Here is a 13,855-nt window from a genome sequence, read left to right as displayed (position 1 = left end):
CGGCTACACCACTACACGGGACTTGACCCTTGAAGTGGACATGGTGTCGGTGCGGATACGGAATTGGGAGAGCTACTTCGTCCACACGCAAGATCTCGTTGCCGACTTGATCGCTTTGCTCAACGTCCCAGAAGAGATGACTGAAAGTCTGGCGGCCAGCACCTTCAAGCTTCAGCTGGCGGTGTCACGCGCGACGTTGATTTCCGTTTTGGACCTGCCCGTATCCGCCCTGAAACCCGAGTTTGTGGAGACTCCCCCGCCCACCGTGCTGCACTATTCGCGAAAACGAGATCTGAACGAGGCATTCTTCACCGGCAAGGCCGTCCAAGCGGTGTGTGGCAAATGGTGGGTGCCTGTCCGCGACAACCTTACGCATCAAGATCTTCCGGTCTGCCCTGAATGCGAACGGGAGGTGCCGGTCGCGCGAGCATTGCGTACTGTTCGCGGAACAGCGAGACTCCTAGATGTACGGACCGGAGACGTTGATCGATGGGACCGGCATCAGCCGACCATGTGCAGGGCGATTGATTCCTTGACCTGTTCGATGAACGCCCGAGACGCGGGGCTCGGATTGAAAGAGCCCCACGCGACGTACTCGGCCCGGCAGGGGCCAGCAAGCTGCCGATGACCTGTCGACCATCTGCTGGCAGGAGGCCGTCACTCCCACCACTTACTCGCACGCCACCAAGGAGAACCACTGATGCACGCCATGCAGTACCAGATCACGTTGCCCACCGACTACGACATGCAGATTATCCGCGATCGCGTCACTCGCACGGGACATCTCATGGACGGTTACCACGGGCTGGAGTTCAAGGCCTACCTCATCCAGGAGAATGCCAAGGGTGCACCCCGGAACGCTTACGCACCCTTCTACGTCTGGCGCGACATCGACGGAATGCGTCAGTTTTGCTTGGGCGAACCCGGCTACTCGGCCATCGTGCGCGACTTCGGCCGCTACCCGATCCACGACTGGACTGTCCACCAGTTTGTTGCCGGCCCGGCCGACTACTCCGCAGCCCGAAGCCTGACCGTCGAGACCGTGCCCCTCCCGGTTGGCGCCGCGCCGTCCCACTGCATCGAGGACATCACCGCGGGCTTCCTCGCCACGACCACTGACTCCACCGTGGCCCGCGTCGCCGCCGTCGACGTCACGGCCTGGACCGTCATCCTCGTCGAACTCTGCACCCGTGAAGCCGACGAGAGCTCCACCGATGTCGCCGCCTACGAGGTACTGCACGTTTCCGCTGCTGCCTGACTCACACACCTTCGAGCCGCCCCGCGGGGGCACTTGGCCTTCTTGGGCGGCGTCTGCCACTCAGGGAGGCTTCTTCATGTCTCATCCCAACGCCGCTCTCACGCCGCGCCATCGCTTGATCGTCGCCCAGCTCGTGGTCGACCAGGGCTGGCCGATAAGCGAGGTCGCCGCCAGGTTTCAGGTCTCTTGGCCCACTGTGAAGCGCTGGGCCGACCGCTACCGGGCGGGCCAGTCCATGCAGGACCGCCCCTCGCGGCCTCACCACTCGCCAAACAGGACCAACCCGAAGACGACGAAGCGCTGCATTCAGCTCCGCCTCCGATTGCGCGAGGGCCCGGTCCAGCTCGCGTGCCGGCTGGGGATCGCGCCGTCGACGGTCCACCGGATCCTGGTCGACGCGCACCTGAACCGGCTTTCGCATGTCGACCGGGCAACCGGGGAGCCGGTCCGCCGCTACGAGCACGATCACCCCGGGGCGATGCTGCACGTCGACGTGAAGAAGCTCGGCAACATCCCCGACGGCGGCGGCTGGCGCTACGTCGGCCGCCAGCAGGGCGAGAAGAACCGCGCCGCCACCCCGGGCAAGCCTAAGAACAAGTACAGCGACCCGTTGATGGGCAAGGCCTACGTCCACACCGTCATCGACGACCATTCCCGCGTCGCCTACGCCGAGATCCACGACGACGAAACTGCCCTCACCGCCACCGCGGTCCTCGTTCGGGCCGTCAAGTGGTTCAACGCACGCGGGGTGACCGTTGAGCGGGTCCTGTCCGACAACGGCGGCGCGTACCGCTCACACCTGTGGCGAGACACCTGCCACGAGCTCGGCATCCGGCACAAGCGCACCAGGCCCTATCGGCCGCAGACCAACGGGAAGATCGAACGCTTCCACCGCACCCTGGCCGACGGCTGGGCCTACGCCCGCTGCTACACCAGCGAGACCGAACGTCGCGGAGAACTCGACGGCTGGCTGCACTACTACAACCACCACCGCCCCCACACCGCCTGCGGCAACCAGCCGCCCTTCTCACGCTTGACCAACGTACCCGGTCAGTACAGCTAGTCGCAGGTGCTCTCGAATTGATCGCGCGGCACGGTCTCGCCCGAGTCGCCGACCAGTACGTGGCCGACACTGAGCTGCGTCAGCCATCCCGGTGCGACGACCACTCCGCTGCCGTCCAGTTCAGTGGTGGTCGAGGCGGCGTTGACGCTGACCTCGCCCCGCTGCGGCCATGAGATCCCAGCGCCGCGTTGACCTTGTGGCATAGAGAAGGACCACCCTCGACAGAAGCGGCGCCGCGGGTGGCGGGCGAGACCTTACGCTGTGAACCGGTGCACAACCAGAGCCATCGAGTGACCCCCAAGGTCAGGTGGCGCCCCCTCGATGGCGGCGCGGCACCCGGAGCCTAGGAGCCAAGCTGGCCAGCGTCCGGCGAACCGCGAATTCGCCCCGCGACAAGGCCGCGCCGGATGGTCGCCCTCGGACCGCGACGCTGCGGCTGGCGAGGGAGCGGACCAGGGTCAGACCGAGGAGAGCGCCCTTGCCTTGATCTGGTCGAACTCCTGCTGGGTAATCGCTCCCGAGTCGAGAAGGGCCTTCGCCGAGGCGATCTCATCGGTCGGGCTCGATCCGGCGGAGCCGCCGGCGACGGACTTGATGTACTCATCCTGCCGCTGCTGGAGCTCCTGGCGCGCCTCGACCGCGCGGTCGGTCATCCCCCGACCTCGAACAAGCAGGTACGCGAGCGTTCCGATGAACGGCAGCGCGATGATGAACACCACCCACAGCGCCTTCGCGAAGCCGCCGAGGTCCTTGCTGCGGAAGAGATCTCCGAAGATCCACCACAGGGACATGAACCATGCGAAGAAGATGAAGAACTCGAACATGGCGAGTAGGAATGAGCCGTTGTCGTCGAACATCTGCTGACTGCCTCCTGACTGGATGGACGCTGGCCGAGCGGTCCACGCGGACCCCAGCGCACGACGGTTAGGAACAAGGACGTGCCCAGGCCATCGCCGAACCACGTTAGCAGCTCTTCCTCACCAAGTGTGGTAGCCGGGTTGCGACACGCTGACCGGGTTGGGCTGGTGAAGAACATCAAACACAAGCGGACCCGGCCCTACAGACCCCAGACCAACGGGAAGATCGAACGCTTCCACCGCACCCTGGTCGACGGCTGGGCCTACGAACGCTGCTACACCTCCGAGGCCGAGCGCCGCGGAGAGCTCGACGGCTGGCTGCACTACTACAACCACCACCGCCCCCACACCGCCTGCGGCAACCAGCCACCCTTCTCACGATTGACGGGCATTGAGGCCAAGTCAACTGCTAGGCAGCCATGAAGATCGCCATGCCGACCAGGAGAAGGACCCCGTAGAAGTGTGCAATCGACCATGAAGCCCACACGCGCCCGCGAGGGATCCAGCAGTGGAGCCGCGCCAAGGTGCGTTCCCATCGGGCAACGGGCTCAGGAGTCGGATCGGAAGCGTGCGCAACATCCAAGGAGAAGAGCGGTACATCGCGAGTTCCATTTGCCACCGCGTCGTAGAGCGCGCGATACGCCTGCTCCTGCCGGAGGTAGTTCGCGTCGAGGAAGCCGAATAGTCCAGCCGCCAATACCCCCAAGAGCGCGACAGTTCCTGCATGTTGAGTCAACGCGTAGCCATATGTCGCAGTCACAATAGGGAGAAGCCACGCCTTGGCATTCGCGGAGGCGGCTGACATCCTGGTGACCACCGCCTGGATGAAGTCGAGGTGCTTGCGCACGTCCTCGGCCTTCGCAGAACCACCTTCGGCGGCCGTCATGAGGGCGGCACCTGTCGACAAGCGATTCGCAGCTTCTCCCATGCAGCGTCCTTCTGCTCCTCGGTGTAGTTCGTTATTGGCGGCCAGATGCGACCAACGGAGTCGTTGCTCCATCGAGGGACGATGTGAACGTGGAGGTGGAACACAGTTTGCGTGGCAGCTCTCCCATTCGACTGGATGACGTTGAGGCCCTCAGGACGCAGCACGTGCTTGACCACCTGAGACAATCGGGTGGTCGCAACGCCTAGGTGCCGCGCGAGCTCGTCGTCGAGACTCCAGATGTCCGAGATATGGTGCCGGGGAACCACCAAGGTGTGCCCCAGTGTGGCAGGCTCCAGCGGGAAGAAGGCAACTACGTGTTCGTCTCGATACACCTCCCGCGCATCCGGATCCTCCCGCTGCACGATCTCGCAGAAGGGACACTCTTGAACGTCGATCATGGCCGCACAACCCCCTGCGCAGACCACCGTTCCAAGTTGTCGACCAACTTGCCGTACGTGGCCTTCGAATCGATGCCACCGGTCCAACTCAGGACGGTCGGATCGAAGACCGGGATGCCAGCAGCGGGATTGAAGGGACTCCGCCCCAGGGAATCCACGCTTCCCATCGAGGACAGTCCGTGGATATGGACGCCAAGAAGGGGTTTCCTGTCGGCCCATGCCTTCTTGATCTCGTACTTGACCCAGGGGCGACTGGCTGTCTCTTGACCGATGAGCACGATCACTGCCTTCTTGTATGCCATCTCCTTCTGGATCCAGTTCTTGATCGCCTGATCGCCCTGACGGCGAACTGATTCCCATCCCTGAGCGTTCAGCAGTGGCTACCCCTCCAAGGCGTTGATGTTGCGCACCAACTGGACGCGGTGAACGTCGCGGAGATAGTGGAACGAGTAGAAGACGGACTTAGCCATGATTCCCGAGCGCCTTCCTTTCCCTGCGGCCAGAGCGTCCCGGACGAGCCATGCTTATCAGCTCCGTCTGACACTTCGCCCGAACCGTCTTCGAACTGCTGCAAACGCGAAGACTGCCTTGACTGGTTGACAGGCGCAGCGGTGTTCCCGCTCCGGTGGCACTGCTAGAAGACTAGACCTGAGACCCAACGCACCCAAGGCCGCCAGCTTTCGACCAACGTCTTCGGTCAGTACACCTAGAGGTCCTCCAGCTCCGACAGGGCATCGCCCGAGTATTTGGAATGCGCAGAATCATGGGTGTCGTGCAACGCGTTGGCGACGAACTCCGCCCCAGCCTCACGAGTCGCCATGAAATCGCGGAGATCGGACATCTTTAGGCGCTGGTGGCTGCCCACGAGGTGGAAGGGAAGGTCACCGTCCCTCATAAACTTTAGCAGGTGCGGGCGGCTCATTTTCATGAGCTTTGCAGCCTGGTTCGGGGAGAGCTCCGCATCGTCGGCAAGCAAGTTCACGGTGATGCCGTCTTCGTTTGCCTCCGCGACCCGCTGAAGAAGGACACCCAGCGGGGAATCTTGTTCCTTGCGTATGAATTCGCGCAGACGCTCAAGTTCTGCCTCGCCGAGCGAATTCCCCTCCAACTGACCAAGCAGTGCGTTGGACATGGGGTCCTCCTTCCATCGTTCATCTGTAATAACTGTAACTGCGGGCCGGCGGGAAGTGCACCCCCACGGTTATCCACTTCATATGCACCATCCAAGCCGCAAGCAGAATCTGCGCCTACGGTGGGCCGGGTGAAATCAACGAGCAAAACCAACGACGCCGCCGCCCACGCCGCGGCGATAGTGGTGACCGCGCTGGTCGTGCTCGCGTTCACGGTGGGAAAGGCGTTCGTGTCCATCCCCGGGTTGTGGACGGCGGAGTCCCACCAGCTCAGCCAGGTACGGCTCAACCCCTTCGAGACCTTCCAGTACGCGCGCGTGTGGTGGGGGCCGTGGCTGAACCTCTTCGGCAACATTGCGCTGTTTCTGCCGGTCGGCTTCGTCGCGTACCGGGGGTCGGTGGGGCGGGCGGTACTGTTCGGCCTGGTGTGCAGCCTCGGCATCGAGGTTGCCCAGTACGTGTTCTCGTGGGGCTACAGCGACACTGACGACGTGCTCTGCAACGTCGTGGGTGCGTGGCTGGGGGCGGGGGCGGCCGGAGGGACGTCGAGAGGCAATCGCGCAACAGTGCTCTGGTGCATTGCGGCAGTGGGCGCGGTGAGCCTCGTGGTGTGGGCGGCGCTAGGGTTGACCGCATGAGCGAGCGCGGATGGTTTACCAGGCGGGTCTTCCCCACCGGCGGGGAGCCCGACCCGCGGTTTACCCTGGCCAACGAGCGCACCTTCCTCGCCTGGACCCGCACCGCGCTCGCGTTCTTGGCGGGCGGCATCGCGCTCGAGGCGTTCGAGCTGCCAGGCATCGAACCCGGCGTACGCAAGGTCGCGGCAGCGGCCGTTATCGTGATCGCCATGGCCATTTCCGCAGGTGCGGCGGTGCGGTGGGTGCGCATCGAGCGGGCCCTGCGTCACGACGAGCCCCTGCCCGCCCCCGCCATCATCCCCGTGCTGTGCGTGGCGGTGTTCGTCGCGGCGGCGGTCGTGGCGGTGAGCCTGCTCGCATGATTGCCGTGACCGACCCCGGCCTGCAGCCGGAGCGCACCGCCATGAGCTGGACCCGCACCGCGCTGGCCATGCTCGTCTGCGCGGCCACACTGGTGCGGTGGGCCGGTTCCTACCCGGCGCTGATCGTGGTGGCGGCGGTGGCGCTGGCGGCGGGCGCGCTGGTGATCGTGGCGCTGAACCGGCGGGCGTACCGCTTCGAAGCCTCCGCGCTTGCCGACGAGCGCAGCGCCCCCAACGCCGCCGCCGTGTTCTTACTGACCGCGATGATGCTCGGCACCGGCGGGCTGGGGCTGTACCTGGTGGTGGGGTGAGGGGGCTGGCTTCCGCCGCCACGCAAAGAGGGGCTCGGCGGGGGCGGCGAGGGGGCTAGTTGCTCCCGGTGTAGTGGGCGTAGTGCAGCTCCAGCAGCTGCAGGCCCTGCGCGGTGCAGAACACTTGGGTGGGTGCGGTTTCGCGCAGGATGCCGAACGCCTCTGGCCAGAGCAGCCAGCTCTCCGCCTTGGGGTTGAGCGGCTCGTCGTCGACGATCCACTCCACGATGGAACGCCAAATTTCCTCGCCCATCAGTTTTTCAAAGCCGAGGCGGATGTTGTCGGCGGTCTTAGGGATGGGGTTGTCGTGGTTGAGAAAGGCCAGGCCTGCTTTGGTGGGGGTCAGCTTGCCGCCGCGCTTTTTCAGCAGGCGGGCGTCGAGGAGCAGGTCGGCGACAGTGTTGGGGAACGGCAGCTCCGTCAGGTCGCGCACTTTCCCAGCGAATGCGGCGGGCATCCCCCCGTGCTCGTATGGCACCCCGGGGGAGAAGATGCGCATGAGCTCGGCGAAAATGTCGGTGACATCGGGTAGATCGTCGAAGGAATCCGGCCCGAAGCCGGGGAAGGCAGGCAGGCTCTGCGTCGCCGGCGGACCAGGCATGCCCGGCACGTCGGGAACGTCTACCCCGTCCGGCCCGCCTAGCACGTCGCCGAAGAACTCGGTCACGGCGTTGATCATGGTGGGGTTGCGCTCCGGGTGCGGGTCCATGTCGATGATCTGGAGCAGGTCCGGGCGGGACTGGAGGAAGTCGTCGAAGTGTTGGGCCAGGCCGGGGCCTTCGGTGCCTTCGTCGGCGGCGGCGACCTCGTCGAAGAACATCTCCTCGGCGACGTTGCCGATGCGGGTGGCCACGGACACCGGGTCGGCCTGCGTCATGCGGTCGAGCATGCGCTCCGGCGGCATGACGGGCAGGTAGGAAAACATCAGGGTGATGGTCTCCAAGTCCGGCTCGATGCCGGCGGCCAGAAGGCGGGCCTGGTTGCGGAAGGTGGTCATCAGCTCTGGCCCCGAGCAGGCTTCGACGACGTCGGGCCCGGCTGCGTCGATAAGCATGGGCGTAGGGCCCTCGATGTTGGAGGGGCCCAAGACCTCGACGTGGATGTTCCAGTTGGCGGCGGGGTCGTAGACGTAGGTCATGGGCCGCATCTCGGCGACGGTGAGCTCGTTTTCCTGGTGCTCGCCGGGGCCGGGCGCGGCTGTGAAGACGGAGCGCTGCGCGCCCTCCTGGCTGACGTAAAGGTGGGTGGCGGCACCGGTGAAACCGAGGGACGCGTCGATGATCTGGGACAACTCGCCCAGCGTCATGGTCTCCTCGACGTTGACGCAACGGGAAATTTCGGGCGAGGTGCCCTCCACGATCATGAGCACAGAAACGGTCATACCGGCAACCTTACGGCCTAAACCACGAACAGGAACGCACACACGACGGCAGTCACCGCGCCCGCGGTCAGCGGCACGGCGGTGCGGCGGACCACATCGATCGGGTTGACCTGCAGCGCGCCAGCGACGATGAGCACCGCCGCGTTAACCGGAGAGGCCTGGCGCATGGTGTTGGACGCCGCCCAGATGGAGGTGAGCATCTGCGGAGCGGACACGGCGGAGTCGGCGGCGATGCCGGGCACCATCTCGGAGAACGCGAAGTAGGGCGCGACGCCGGAGCCGGTGAGCAGCGCCATGGTGGCGGTGGCCAGCACGAACACCAGCACCATCAGCACGGCGGCGCCGGAGGAAGCCTGCGCCAGGTTGGTCAGGGCCTCGATCACGCCCATCTGGGTGATGCCCTCCACCAGGATGGCGGCGGCGACGATCAGGGAGACCACGCCGGCGGCGCCCTCGCCGAGGCCCTTGAAGAACTCCTGGAGGGAGTCGGCGGCGTAGTTGACGTCGCGCAGCCGGATGGCCTCGATGATCATGGTGACCATCAGGGACACCACGGTCACCGGCAGGATGCCGGCCTCGAAGGAGACTACGCCGAGGCGGTTCAGCGCGGCGGAGACGATGATCAGAAGCAGCGGCAAAAGCGGCAGGATGGCGTAGAAGCCGGGCAGGCCCTCGGCGCGCTCCACGGCTTCGCGGATGCGGCGGTCAGACTCGCTGTCCCTCGCCGCTTCGAGCTCGGCGTCGGACACGCCGACGCCGGACTTGACCAGGTCTTTCTTGTCGCAGCGGTGCTGCCACCACATGTGCACGAACGCGATGACCACCAGCGCGGGGATGGTGGCTTTGGCTACGTTGCCGAAGGTGAACTCGGTGACCGTCATGCCGGTCAGCTCCGCGCCCTGGATCAGGCCTGCCTCCAGCGGCGAGGGCGCGATGGTGGAGGCGGTGGCCACGATCGCGCCGACGGTCAGCGGCGTCAGGCCCGCGGCGATGAGCGCAGGCATCAGCGTGGCCACGAGCAGCAGCGACAACGCACTGGCAGAGGGCACAACGAAGGACAGCAGTGTAGCGACGGCAAAGCCGATGGGCACGAGCCAGTAGGAGCCGTGGAAGCGGCGCAGCGGGCTGGACAGCGCCACCACCGTTTTGGCGTCGGCGCCGATGTGGCGCATGTAGCCGACGAAGCCGAACAGCACCATGATGGCCATGCCGGTGCCGGCGAAGCGGGACTTGAACAGGGACTCGATGATCAGCAGCTCGTCATAGAACGCGTTGCCGGAGGATTCGATGTCCGCGGTGGAGTGGTCGATGCGCCCGGTGGCTGCGGCGATCATGAGCAGCAGCACGCCGACGGCGAAGATGGAGGAGGCCGCGTGGACCTTTTTGGCAATGAAGTAGCCGACTGCAATGACGGCGAGAATGGCAAAGAAAATATAAAGCACGCTGCGATTATGCAGCGTTAAGCCACGCCCCGCTGGGTGAATGCGCGGGGTGTGGCCAATCTCTCGGCAAAAGCCGGAGAAACTACGCCGGCTGGCCGCCCAGGATGAGCACGTGGGCGATGCTGTCGGAGCGGTTTTTCAGCCCCAGGGTGCGGTGGCCAGCGTCCAGCATGCCGGCGGAGTGCGGCGGCACCGGGGTGCTGTTCACGGTGATGTCCCCGTCGGGGGCGACCACGGCGTACTCGAACTCCTCGTAGACAGTGACCGCCAGTTCGGTGTCCGGCGCGATGGTCAGCTGGGCTGCCACGCATGGCTCAATGGTTTCCACGGCGCCGGTGCGGCCGAACATGCGCCCGGAGAAGACGAAGGCCTCGCCTGCGGATTCGGTGGTCACGCTGCGCAGGCCAAACGCGTCCGGCTGGGCGCGTTGGATCTTGTCGGGGACTGCTTCAGCGTCGACAAGCACCTGCACCTGCGCGCGCTCGAGCACGCCGCCGAGGCGGGCGGTGCCGTCGTGCCGCCATGCGAAGGATTTGCAGCCGGCGGGGGTGTCGTTGGGTCCGCCGAGGCCCCTGAGGAATGCGACCCCGCGCCAGGGGCCAGCGTTCAGCTCAATGAATGACATGGCGGCCAGCTTATATGATCCGGCGTTGCCGGGCTTCCTCCACGGCCGCGGTGCGGTTGTCCACCCCGAGTTTGGAGTAGATGTGGATCAGGTGCGTCTTCACTGTCGCCTGCGAGATGAACAGCTGCTGGGCGATTTCCTTGTTGGAGGCGCCGGTCTGCAGCGCGCGCAGCAGCTCAATCTCGCGCGCGGAAAGCGTCTCGGCCGGGTTGACCAGCCGGTCCGCCAGCACGTTGGCCACCTGCGGCGAGAGCACTCTTTTGCCTTGCGACGCGCTCCGCACCGCCTCATACAGCTCTTCTTCCGGCGCGTCTTTGAGCAGGTAGCCCATCGCCCCGGCTTCCACTGCGGCGACCACGTCGGCTTGGGTGTCGTAGGTGGTCAGGATCAACACCGGCGGCCCTCCGGCGGCGACGAGGCGGCGCGTGAGCGCGATGCCGTCCGCGCCGGGCATCTGGATGTCGGAGACCACCACGTCCACCCCCTCGGGCACCTCGGCGTTGCCGTCGGCGGCCTCAGCGACGACTTGCACGCCGTCGAAGGAATTGAGCACCGCGCGCAGGCCGGCGCGGACGACCGGATGGTCGTCGATCAGCATGACGCGAAGTGTCATTTCTCCTCCACAGGCAGGGTTGCGGCGAGGACGTTGCCCTCCACCGTGAGCTCGCCGCCGACCTCCTCGACGCGGGCGCGCAGGCCCTTCAAGCCGTAGCCCTCGGGCCCGGTGATGCCGCGGCCGTTGTCGAAGACGTCGATGGTTGCGGTCGCACCAAGCCTATCCACGGTCACCACCGCCGACGAGGCACCAGCGTGGCGCACGATGTTGCTCAGGCCCTCGCGCACGACGCGCTCCGCCACCGACGCGCACGGTTCCGGCAGCTCAACCGCCTGGACGCGGACCTCGAGCTGTTCGCCGAGTGCGCGCTGGCGGTCCTGGGCGTGGCGGGCCAGGCGCTCCAGCCGCACCGGCAGCGTCTCGCGCGCGGGGGGTTTCGTTTGCGTGCTCGCGGAGTTTTCGGCGACGAAGCGGCGCGCCTCCGCCAGGTTGTCGGAGGCGGTGGAGCGGATCACGTTCAGCGTCTCGCGCGCCGGGTCGCCTTGGGTGAGCTGCTTGTCCATCGCCCGGCCCAGCAACACGATGGAGCTCAAACCTTGCGCCATGGTGTCGTGCACCTCGCGCGCCAGGCGCGCCCGCTCCTCCGCCACACCCGCGGCGTGCTCGGCCTTCGCAGCCTCGCGCTGGGCGGCCTTGAGGTCCTCGGCCATCTGCCGGTAGTGGTCCGCTTCCGCGCGCAGCGCCTGGTAGGCGTGCACGATGATCACCGCCAGCACGGTGCCGATGGTCGGGCCGATGATCGCGCCGGGCCCGCCGCCGGGGGCGGTGGCGGAAAGGGCCACGGCCAAAAACGCCGCGGTGGCCGCGAGCTCCCACCAGGTGTTCAGCAGCACGCACGCCAGCATGACCAGCGGGAACTCCAGCCACACGAACTCGCCGGACATCTGCACCAGCCCCACCCACAGCGTCGCCACCACCGCCAGCCAGGCGTAGGGCGCCCACGCCGGGTAGTCCTTGCCGTGGAAGTGCCAGACGGTGCCGGCCATGTAGACGCAGGCGAACGCCAGGGGCAGGGCGAGGGCGGTCACGGGTGCGTCGCTACGCAACTGCCCCACGAGCCCCACCGCAAGCAGCACGGCGACGAGCACGTGCAGGCTCACGCGCAGAAAGTCGAGCAGGCGGGTGGTGGACAACATGCGTCTGAGCGTAGATCAACCGATCGGTTGAGCGGGATTTCAACCGCCTGCGCGATGTATCAAGGTGCAGGTCAACGGCAGGATTAACACCATGTTCGTAGGAATCAGAGAAATCACGTCAGCCAAGGGGCGCTTCGGGCTGATCGCAGGCACCGTGGCGCTGATTACGCTGCTGGTGGTCGTGCTCACCGGACTGACCACCGGCTTGGGCAAGCAAAACACGTCCGCGCTGGAGGCGCTGGACCCGCAATCGGTGGTCTTCCAGGACCCGGAGGACATCTCGTTCACCACCTCCCGCGTCGAGGCGCGCGACGGGCTCACCCCGCTCGGTGCCAGCCAGATGCTCATGACCAAGGACAACGGCGAGGACTCGGCCGTGGCCATCCTGTCGCTGCCGAAGGGCACCGTGCTCCCAGGGGGCCAGAAGCTTTCCGACGAAGCCGTGGCCGCCCCCTCCCTCGAAGTCGGCGAGGGCGAGACCGTGACGGTCGCCGGCAACGACATCACTGTCGGCGCGACCGGCGAGGATCTCGCGTTCTCCCACTCTCCCGTCCTGTGGGTACCCACCGAGTTCTGGCAGGCCGCCATGCACACCGACGCCGACGGCTCGGTGCTGCTGGCGGATCACGACGTCGACGGCGGGGGGAGCCTGAAGGAGGCCTTCGACGGCCTGCCGGCGTACTCCTCGGAGCAGGGGTCGCTGAAGCTGATCCAGGGCTTCCTCTACGCCATCGCCGCGCTGGTGATCATCGCCTTCCTCACCGTGTGGACGATGCAGCGCACCCGCGACCTGGCCATCCTGAAGGCCATCGGCGCATCCAACTCCTACCTGCTCAAGGACGCCCTCGGTCAGGCCGCGGTGATTCTGGGCATCGGCGCGCTCATCGGCGGCGTCGCGGCGTTCGGGCTCGGCCTGCTCATGCAGGGCGGCGCACCGTTCTCCCTGACCGCGCTCACGGCGATCGCTCCCCCGGTAGCCATCTGGGCCCTCGGCATGGTCGGCGCCCTGATCGCCACCCGTTCCATCTCGAAAGTTAACCCTCAGGCGGCTCTTGGAGGTGTCGCATAATGCTCGAACTCAACGATGTCACTGTCGCATTCAAGGACGGCCAGGAAATGCGCACTGTACTGGACCACCTGGAATTCACCGCCAAGCCCGGCGAGATGACGTTCATCGTCGGCGAGTCCGGTTCCGGCAAGTCCACCCTGCTGTCCGTCGCAGCCGGCCTGATTCAACCGGACTCCGGCACCGCCAAGCTCAACGGCGAGACCGTGGACAACGATGTGCGCCGCGACAAGATCGGCATGATCTTCCAGCAGGCCAACCTCATCGCCGCGCTGAACGTGCGCGACCAGCTGCTGGTCACTGACCACATTCGGGGCATCAAACCCCGCCGCGACCGGGCGGAGGAACTGCTGGCCACCGTCGGCCTGGAGGGCCTTGGCGATCGCCGCATCGGCGAGATGTCCGGCGGCCAGCGCCAGCGCGTCGGCATTGCGCGTGCGCTCATGGGCGAGCCGTCGCTTCTGCTTGCGGACGAGCCCACCGCCGCCCTCGACGCCGACCGCTCCCAGGAGATCGTGACACTGCTGCGCCAGCTCACCACCGAGCGGGACATCGCCTGCGGTTTTGTCACCCACGACCGCTCCCTCATCGAGAGCAGCGACGAAGTTTTCGAACTCGGCGTCAACGCCCCCGCCTACGCCTAG

The 13,855-nt window shown here is 66.0% G+C and carries 20 protein-coding genes and 1 pseudogene; 9 read left to right on the top strand and 12 right to left on the bottom strand.

What is annotated here, in order from left to right; all coding sequences use genetic code 11:
* The 3 genes from HMPREF2791_RS12155 to HMPREF2791_RS04470 form a co-directional block, all read left to right on the top strand.
* Positions 1–628: DUF3039 domain-containing protein (locus tag HMPREF2791_RS12155; RefSeq protein ID WP_210400155.1), on the top strand; the 628-nt coding region annotated here is incomplete at its 5' end.
* 72 nt (positions 629–700) lie between these two features.
* Positions 701–1,258 (top strand): DUF4865 family protein, encoded by a 558-nt coding sequence (locus HMPREF2791_RS04475; RefSeq protein WP_070844552.1) that lies wholly within the window; start codon positions 701–703, stop codon positions 1,256–1,258.
* A gap of 76 nt (positions 1,259–1,334) precedes the next feature.
* Positions 1,335–2,321 carry an IS481 family transposase gene (locus HMPREF2791_RS04470; RefSeq protein WP_070472265.1) on the top strand — a complete coding sequence of 329 codons (987 nt, stop codon included), beginning with the start codon at positions 1,335–1,337 and terminating at the stop codon, positions 2,319–2,321.
* On the opposite strand, the gene HMPREF2791_RS04465 is transcribed toward HMPREF2791_RS04470, so the two are convergent.
* Together HMPREF2791_RS04465 and HMPREF2791_RS04460 are read right to left on the bottom strand one after the other, a co-directional pair.
* Positions 2,318–2,524 carry a hypothetical protein gene (locus HMPREF2791_RS04465; RefSeq protein ID WP_070844551.1) on the bottom strand — a complete coding sequence of 69 codons (207 nt, stop codon included), beginning with the start codon at positions 2,522–2,524 and terminating at the stop codon, positions 2,318–2,320. The two genes, HMPREF2791_RS04470 and HMPREF2791_RS04465, sit on opposite strands and share 4 nt — an antisense overlap.
* A gap of 255 nt (positions 2,525–2,779) precedes the next feature.
* Positions 2,780–3,178, bottom strand: a complete 399-nt coding sequence (locus HMPREF2791_RS04460; protein ID WP_070472260.1) for an SHOCT domain-containing protein — start codon at positions 3,176–3,178, stop codon at positions 2,780–2,782.
* 174 nt (positions 3,179–3,352) lie between these two features.
* Between HMPREF2791_RS04460 and HMPREF2791_RS04455 the strand changes: the two are divergent.
* Positions 3,353–3,601 (top strand): annotated as a pseudogene (locus tag HMPREF2791_RS04455) (integrase core domain-containing protein); the annotation flags it as partial.
* Here HMPREF2791_RS04455 and HMPREF2791_RS12150 read toward each other — a convergent pair.
* From HMPREF2791_RS12150 to HMPREF2791_RS04440, 5 genes are all read right to left on the bottom strand, one after another.
* Positions 3,588–4,064 (bottom strand): hypothetical protein, encoded by a 477-nt coding sequence (locus tag HMPREF2791_RS12150; RefSeq protein WP_141764914.1) that lies wholly within the window; start codon positions 4,062–4,064, stop codon positions 3,588–3,590. The pseudogene HMPREF2791_RS04455 and the gene HMPREF2791_RS12150 overlap by 14 nt on opposite strands.
* Entirely contained in the window at positions 4,061–4,504 is a 444-nt protein-coding gene (locus tag HMPREF2791_RS12145) for an HIT family protein (RefSeq protein WP_141741251.1), read from the bottom strand. The genes HMPREF2791_RS12150 and HMPREF2791_RS12145 overlap by 4 nt, the downstream gene beginning before the upstream one ends.
* Positions 4,501–4,878 (bottom strand): TIR domain-containing protein, encoded by a 378-nt coding sequence (locus HMPREF2791_RS04445; RefSeq protein WP_256365521.1) that lies wholly within the window; start codon positions 4,876–4,878, stop codon positions 4,501–4,503. The genes HMPREF2791_RS12145 and HMPREF2791_RS04445 overlap by 4 nt, the downstream gene beginning before the upstream one ends.
* Positions 4,879–4,884: 6 nt before the next feature.
* Positions 4,885–4,974 carry a TIR domain-containing protein gene (locus tag HMPREF2791_RS12260; protein WP_246815161.1) on the bottom strand — a complete coding sequence of 30 codons (90 nt, stop codon included), beginning with the start codon at positions 4,972–4,974 and terminating at the stop codon, positions 4,885–4,887.
* 236 nt (positions 4,975–5,210) lie between these two features.
* The gene (locus tag HMPREF2791_RS04440; protein ID WP_070472254.1) at positions 5,211–5,636 is read right to left on the bottom strand and encodes an excisionase family DNA-binding protein; all 426 of its coding nucleotides are present in this window, start codon (positions 5,634–5,636) and stop codon (positions 5,211–5,213) included.
* A 129-nt stretch (positions 5,637–5,765) separates the two neighbouring features.
* Between HMPREF2791_RS04440 and HMPREF2791_RS12015 the strand changes: the two genes are divergently transcribed.
* Genes HMPREF2791_RS12015 through HMPREF2791_RS04425 form a run of 3 tightly spaced genes read left to right on the top strand, consistent with a single transcriptional unit; the run spans position 5,766 to position 6,945 of the window.
* Positions 5,766–6,272, top strand: a complete 507-nt coding sequence (locus HMPREF2791_RS12015; protein WP_168160578.1) for a VanZ family protein — start codon at positions 5,766–5,768, stop codon at positions 6,270–6,272.
* Entirely contained in the window at positions 6,269–6,634 is a 366-nt protein-coding gene (locus HMPREF2791_RS04430) for a YidH family protein (protein WP_070472248.1), read from the top strand. Before HMPREF2791_RS12015 ends, HMPREF2791_RS04430 begins: the two co-directional genes overlap by 4 nt.
* Positions 6,631–6,945: a DUF202 domain-containing protein gene (locus tag HMPREF2791_RS04425; protein ID WP_070844549.1), complete on the top strand. Its 315-nt coding sequence runs from the start codon at positions 6,631–6,633 to the stop codon at positions 6,943–6,945. Before HMPREF2791_RS04430 ends, HMPREF2791_RS04425 begins: the two co-directional genes overlap by 4 nt.
* Positions 6,946–7,000: 55 nt before the next feature.
* On the opposite strand, the gene HMPREF2791_RS04420 is transcribed toward HMPREF2791_RS04425, so the two are convergent.
* From HMPREF2791_RS04420 to HMPREF2791_RS04400, 5 genes are all read right to left on the bottom strand, one after another.
* Positions 7,001–8,326, bottom strand: a complete 1,326-nt coding sequence (locus HMPREF2791_RS04420; RefSeq protein ID WP_070844548.1) for an IS1096 element passenger TnpR family protein — start codon at positions 8,324–8,326, stop codon at positions 7,001–7,003.
* 17 nt (positions 8,327–8,343) lie between these two features.
* A complete protein-coding gene (gene dcuC / locus HMPREF2791_RS04415) occupies positions 8,344–9,768 on the bottom strand; it encodes a C4-dicarboxylate transporter DcuC (protein WP_070844547.1) in 1,425 nt (474 codons plus the stop codon).
* 82 nt (positions 9,769–9,850) lie between these two features.
* Positions 9,851–10,393 carry a pirin-like C-terminal cupin domain-containing protein gene (locus HMPREF2791_RS04410; RefSeq protein ID WP_070844546.1) on the bottom strand — a complete coding sequence of 181 codons (543 nt, stop codon included), beginning with the start codon at positions 10,391–10,393 and terminating at the stop codon, positions 9,851–9,853.
* Between the two features lie 10 nt (positions 10,394–10,403).
* Positions 10,404–11,006, bottom strand: coding sequence for a response regulator (locus HMPREF2791_RS04405; RefSeq protein WP_070844545.1), 603 nt, complete (start codon positions 11,004–11,006; stop codon positions 10,404–10,406).
* Entirely contained in the window at positions 11,003–12,145 is a 1,143-nt protein-coding gene (locus HMPREF2791_RS04400) for a sensor histidine kinase (protein ID WP_070844544.1), read from the bottom strand. Before HMPREF2791_RS04400 ends, HMPREF2791_RS04405 begins: the two co-directional genes overlap by 4 nt.
* A gap of 91 nt (positions 12,146–12,236) precedes the next feature.
* Here HMPREF2791_RS04400 and HMPREF2791_RS04395 point away from each other — a divergent pair, with 91 nt between their 5' ends.
* Entirely contained in the window at positions 12,237–13,214 is a 978-nt protein-coding gene (locus HMPREF2791_RS04395; protein WP_070844543.1) for an ABC transporter permease, read from the top strand.
* Positions 13,214–13,855, top strand: a complete 642-nt coding sequence (locus tag HMPREF2791_RS04390) for an ABC transporter ATP-binding protein (RefSeq protein ID WP_070472226.1) — start codon at positions 13,214–13,216, stop codon at positions 13,853–13,855. The genes HMPREF2791_RS04395 and HMPREF2791_RS04390 overlap by 1 nt, the downstream gene beginning before the upstream one ends.

Source organism: Corynebacterium sp. HMSC034A01 (genome assembly GCF_001838175.1).
In the GTDB taxonomy this organism is placed as follows: Bacteria; Actinomycetota; Actinomycetes; order Mycobacteriales; family Mycobacteriaceae; genus Corynebacterium.
The sequence above is the reverse complement of the archived record's forward strand: the minus strand, read 5'-3'. Positions and strand labels throughout refer to the sequence as shown.

What these genes read in the sequence shown, in the direction of transcription:
- HMPREF2791_RS04475 (WP_070844552.1), top strand. Translation starts at nt 701, where the DNA reads ATGCACGCCATGCAGTACCAGATCACGTTGCCCACCGACTACGACATG.
- HMPREF2791_RS04470 (WP_070472265.1), top strand. Translation starts at nt 1,335, where the DNA reads ATGTCTCATCCCAACGCCGCTCTCACGCCGCGCCATCGCTTGATCGTC.
- HMPREF2791_RS04465 (WP_070844551.1), bottom strand. Translation starts at nt 2,524, where the DNA reads ATGCCACAAGGTCAACGCGGCGCTGGGATCTCATGGCCGCAGCGGGGC.
- HMPREF2791_RS04460 (WP_070472260.1), bottom strand. Translation starts at nt 3,178, where the DNA reads ATGTTCGACGACAACGGCTCATTCCTACTCGCCATGTTCGAGTTCTTC.
- HMPREF2791_RS12150 (WP_141764914.1), bottom strand. Translation starts at nt 4,064, where the DNA reads ATGACGGCCGCCGAAGGTGGTTCTGCGAAGGCCGAGGACGTGCGCAAG.
- HMPREF2791_RS12145 (WP_141741251.1), bottom strand. Translation starts at nt 4,504, where the DNA reads ATGATCGACGTTCAAGAGTGTCCCTTCTGCGAGATCGTGCAGCGGGAG.
- HMPREF2791_RS12260 (WP_246815161.1), bottom strand. Translation starts at nt 4,974, where the DNA reads ATGGCTAAGTCCGTCTTCTACTCGTTCCACTATCTCCGCGACGTTCAC.
- HMPREF2791_RS04440 (WP_070472254.1), bottom strand. Translation starts at nt 5,636, where the DNA reads ATGTCCAACGCACTGCTTGGTCAGTTGGAGGGGAATTCGCTCGGCGAG.
- HMPREF2791_RS04430 (WP_070472248.1), top strand. Translation starts at nt 6,269, where the DNA reads ATGAGCGAGCGCGGATGGTTTACCAGGCGGGTCTTCCCCACCGGCGGG.
- HMPREF2791_RS04425 (WP_070844549.1), top strand. Translation starts at nt 6,631, where the DNA reads ATGATTGCCGTGACCGACCCCGGCCTGCAGCCGGAGCGCACCGCCATG.
- HMPREF2791_RS04420 (WP_070844548.1), bottom strand. Translation starts at nt 8,326, where the DNA reads ATGACCGTTTCTGTGCTCATGATCGTGGAGGGCACCTCGCCCGAAATT.
- HMPREF2791_RS04410 (WP_070844546.1), bottom strand. Translation starts at nt 10,393, where the DNA reads ATGTCATTCATTGAGCTGAACGCTGGCCCCTGGCGCGGGGTCGCATTC.
- HMPREF2791_RS04405 (WP_070844545.1), bottom strand. Translation starts at nt 11,006, where the DNA reads ATGACACTTCGCGTCATGCTGATCGACGACCATCCGGTCGTCCGCGCC.
- HMPREF2791_RS04400 (WP_070844544.1), bottom strand. Translation starts at nt 12,145, where the DNA reads ATGTTGTCCACCACCCGCCTGCTCGACTTTCTGCGCGTGAGCCTGCAC.
- HMPREF2791_RS04395 (WP_070844543.1), top strand. Translation starts at nt 12,237, where the DNA reads ATGTTCGTAGGAATCAGAGAAATCACGTCAGCCAAGGGGCGCTTCGGG.
- HMPREF2791_RS04390 (WP_070472226.1), top strand. Translation starts at nt 13,214, where the DNA reads ATGCTCGAACTCAACGATGTCACTGTCGCATTCAAGGACGGCCAGGAA.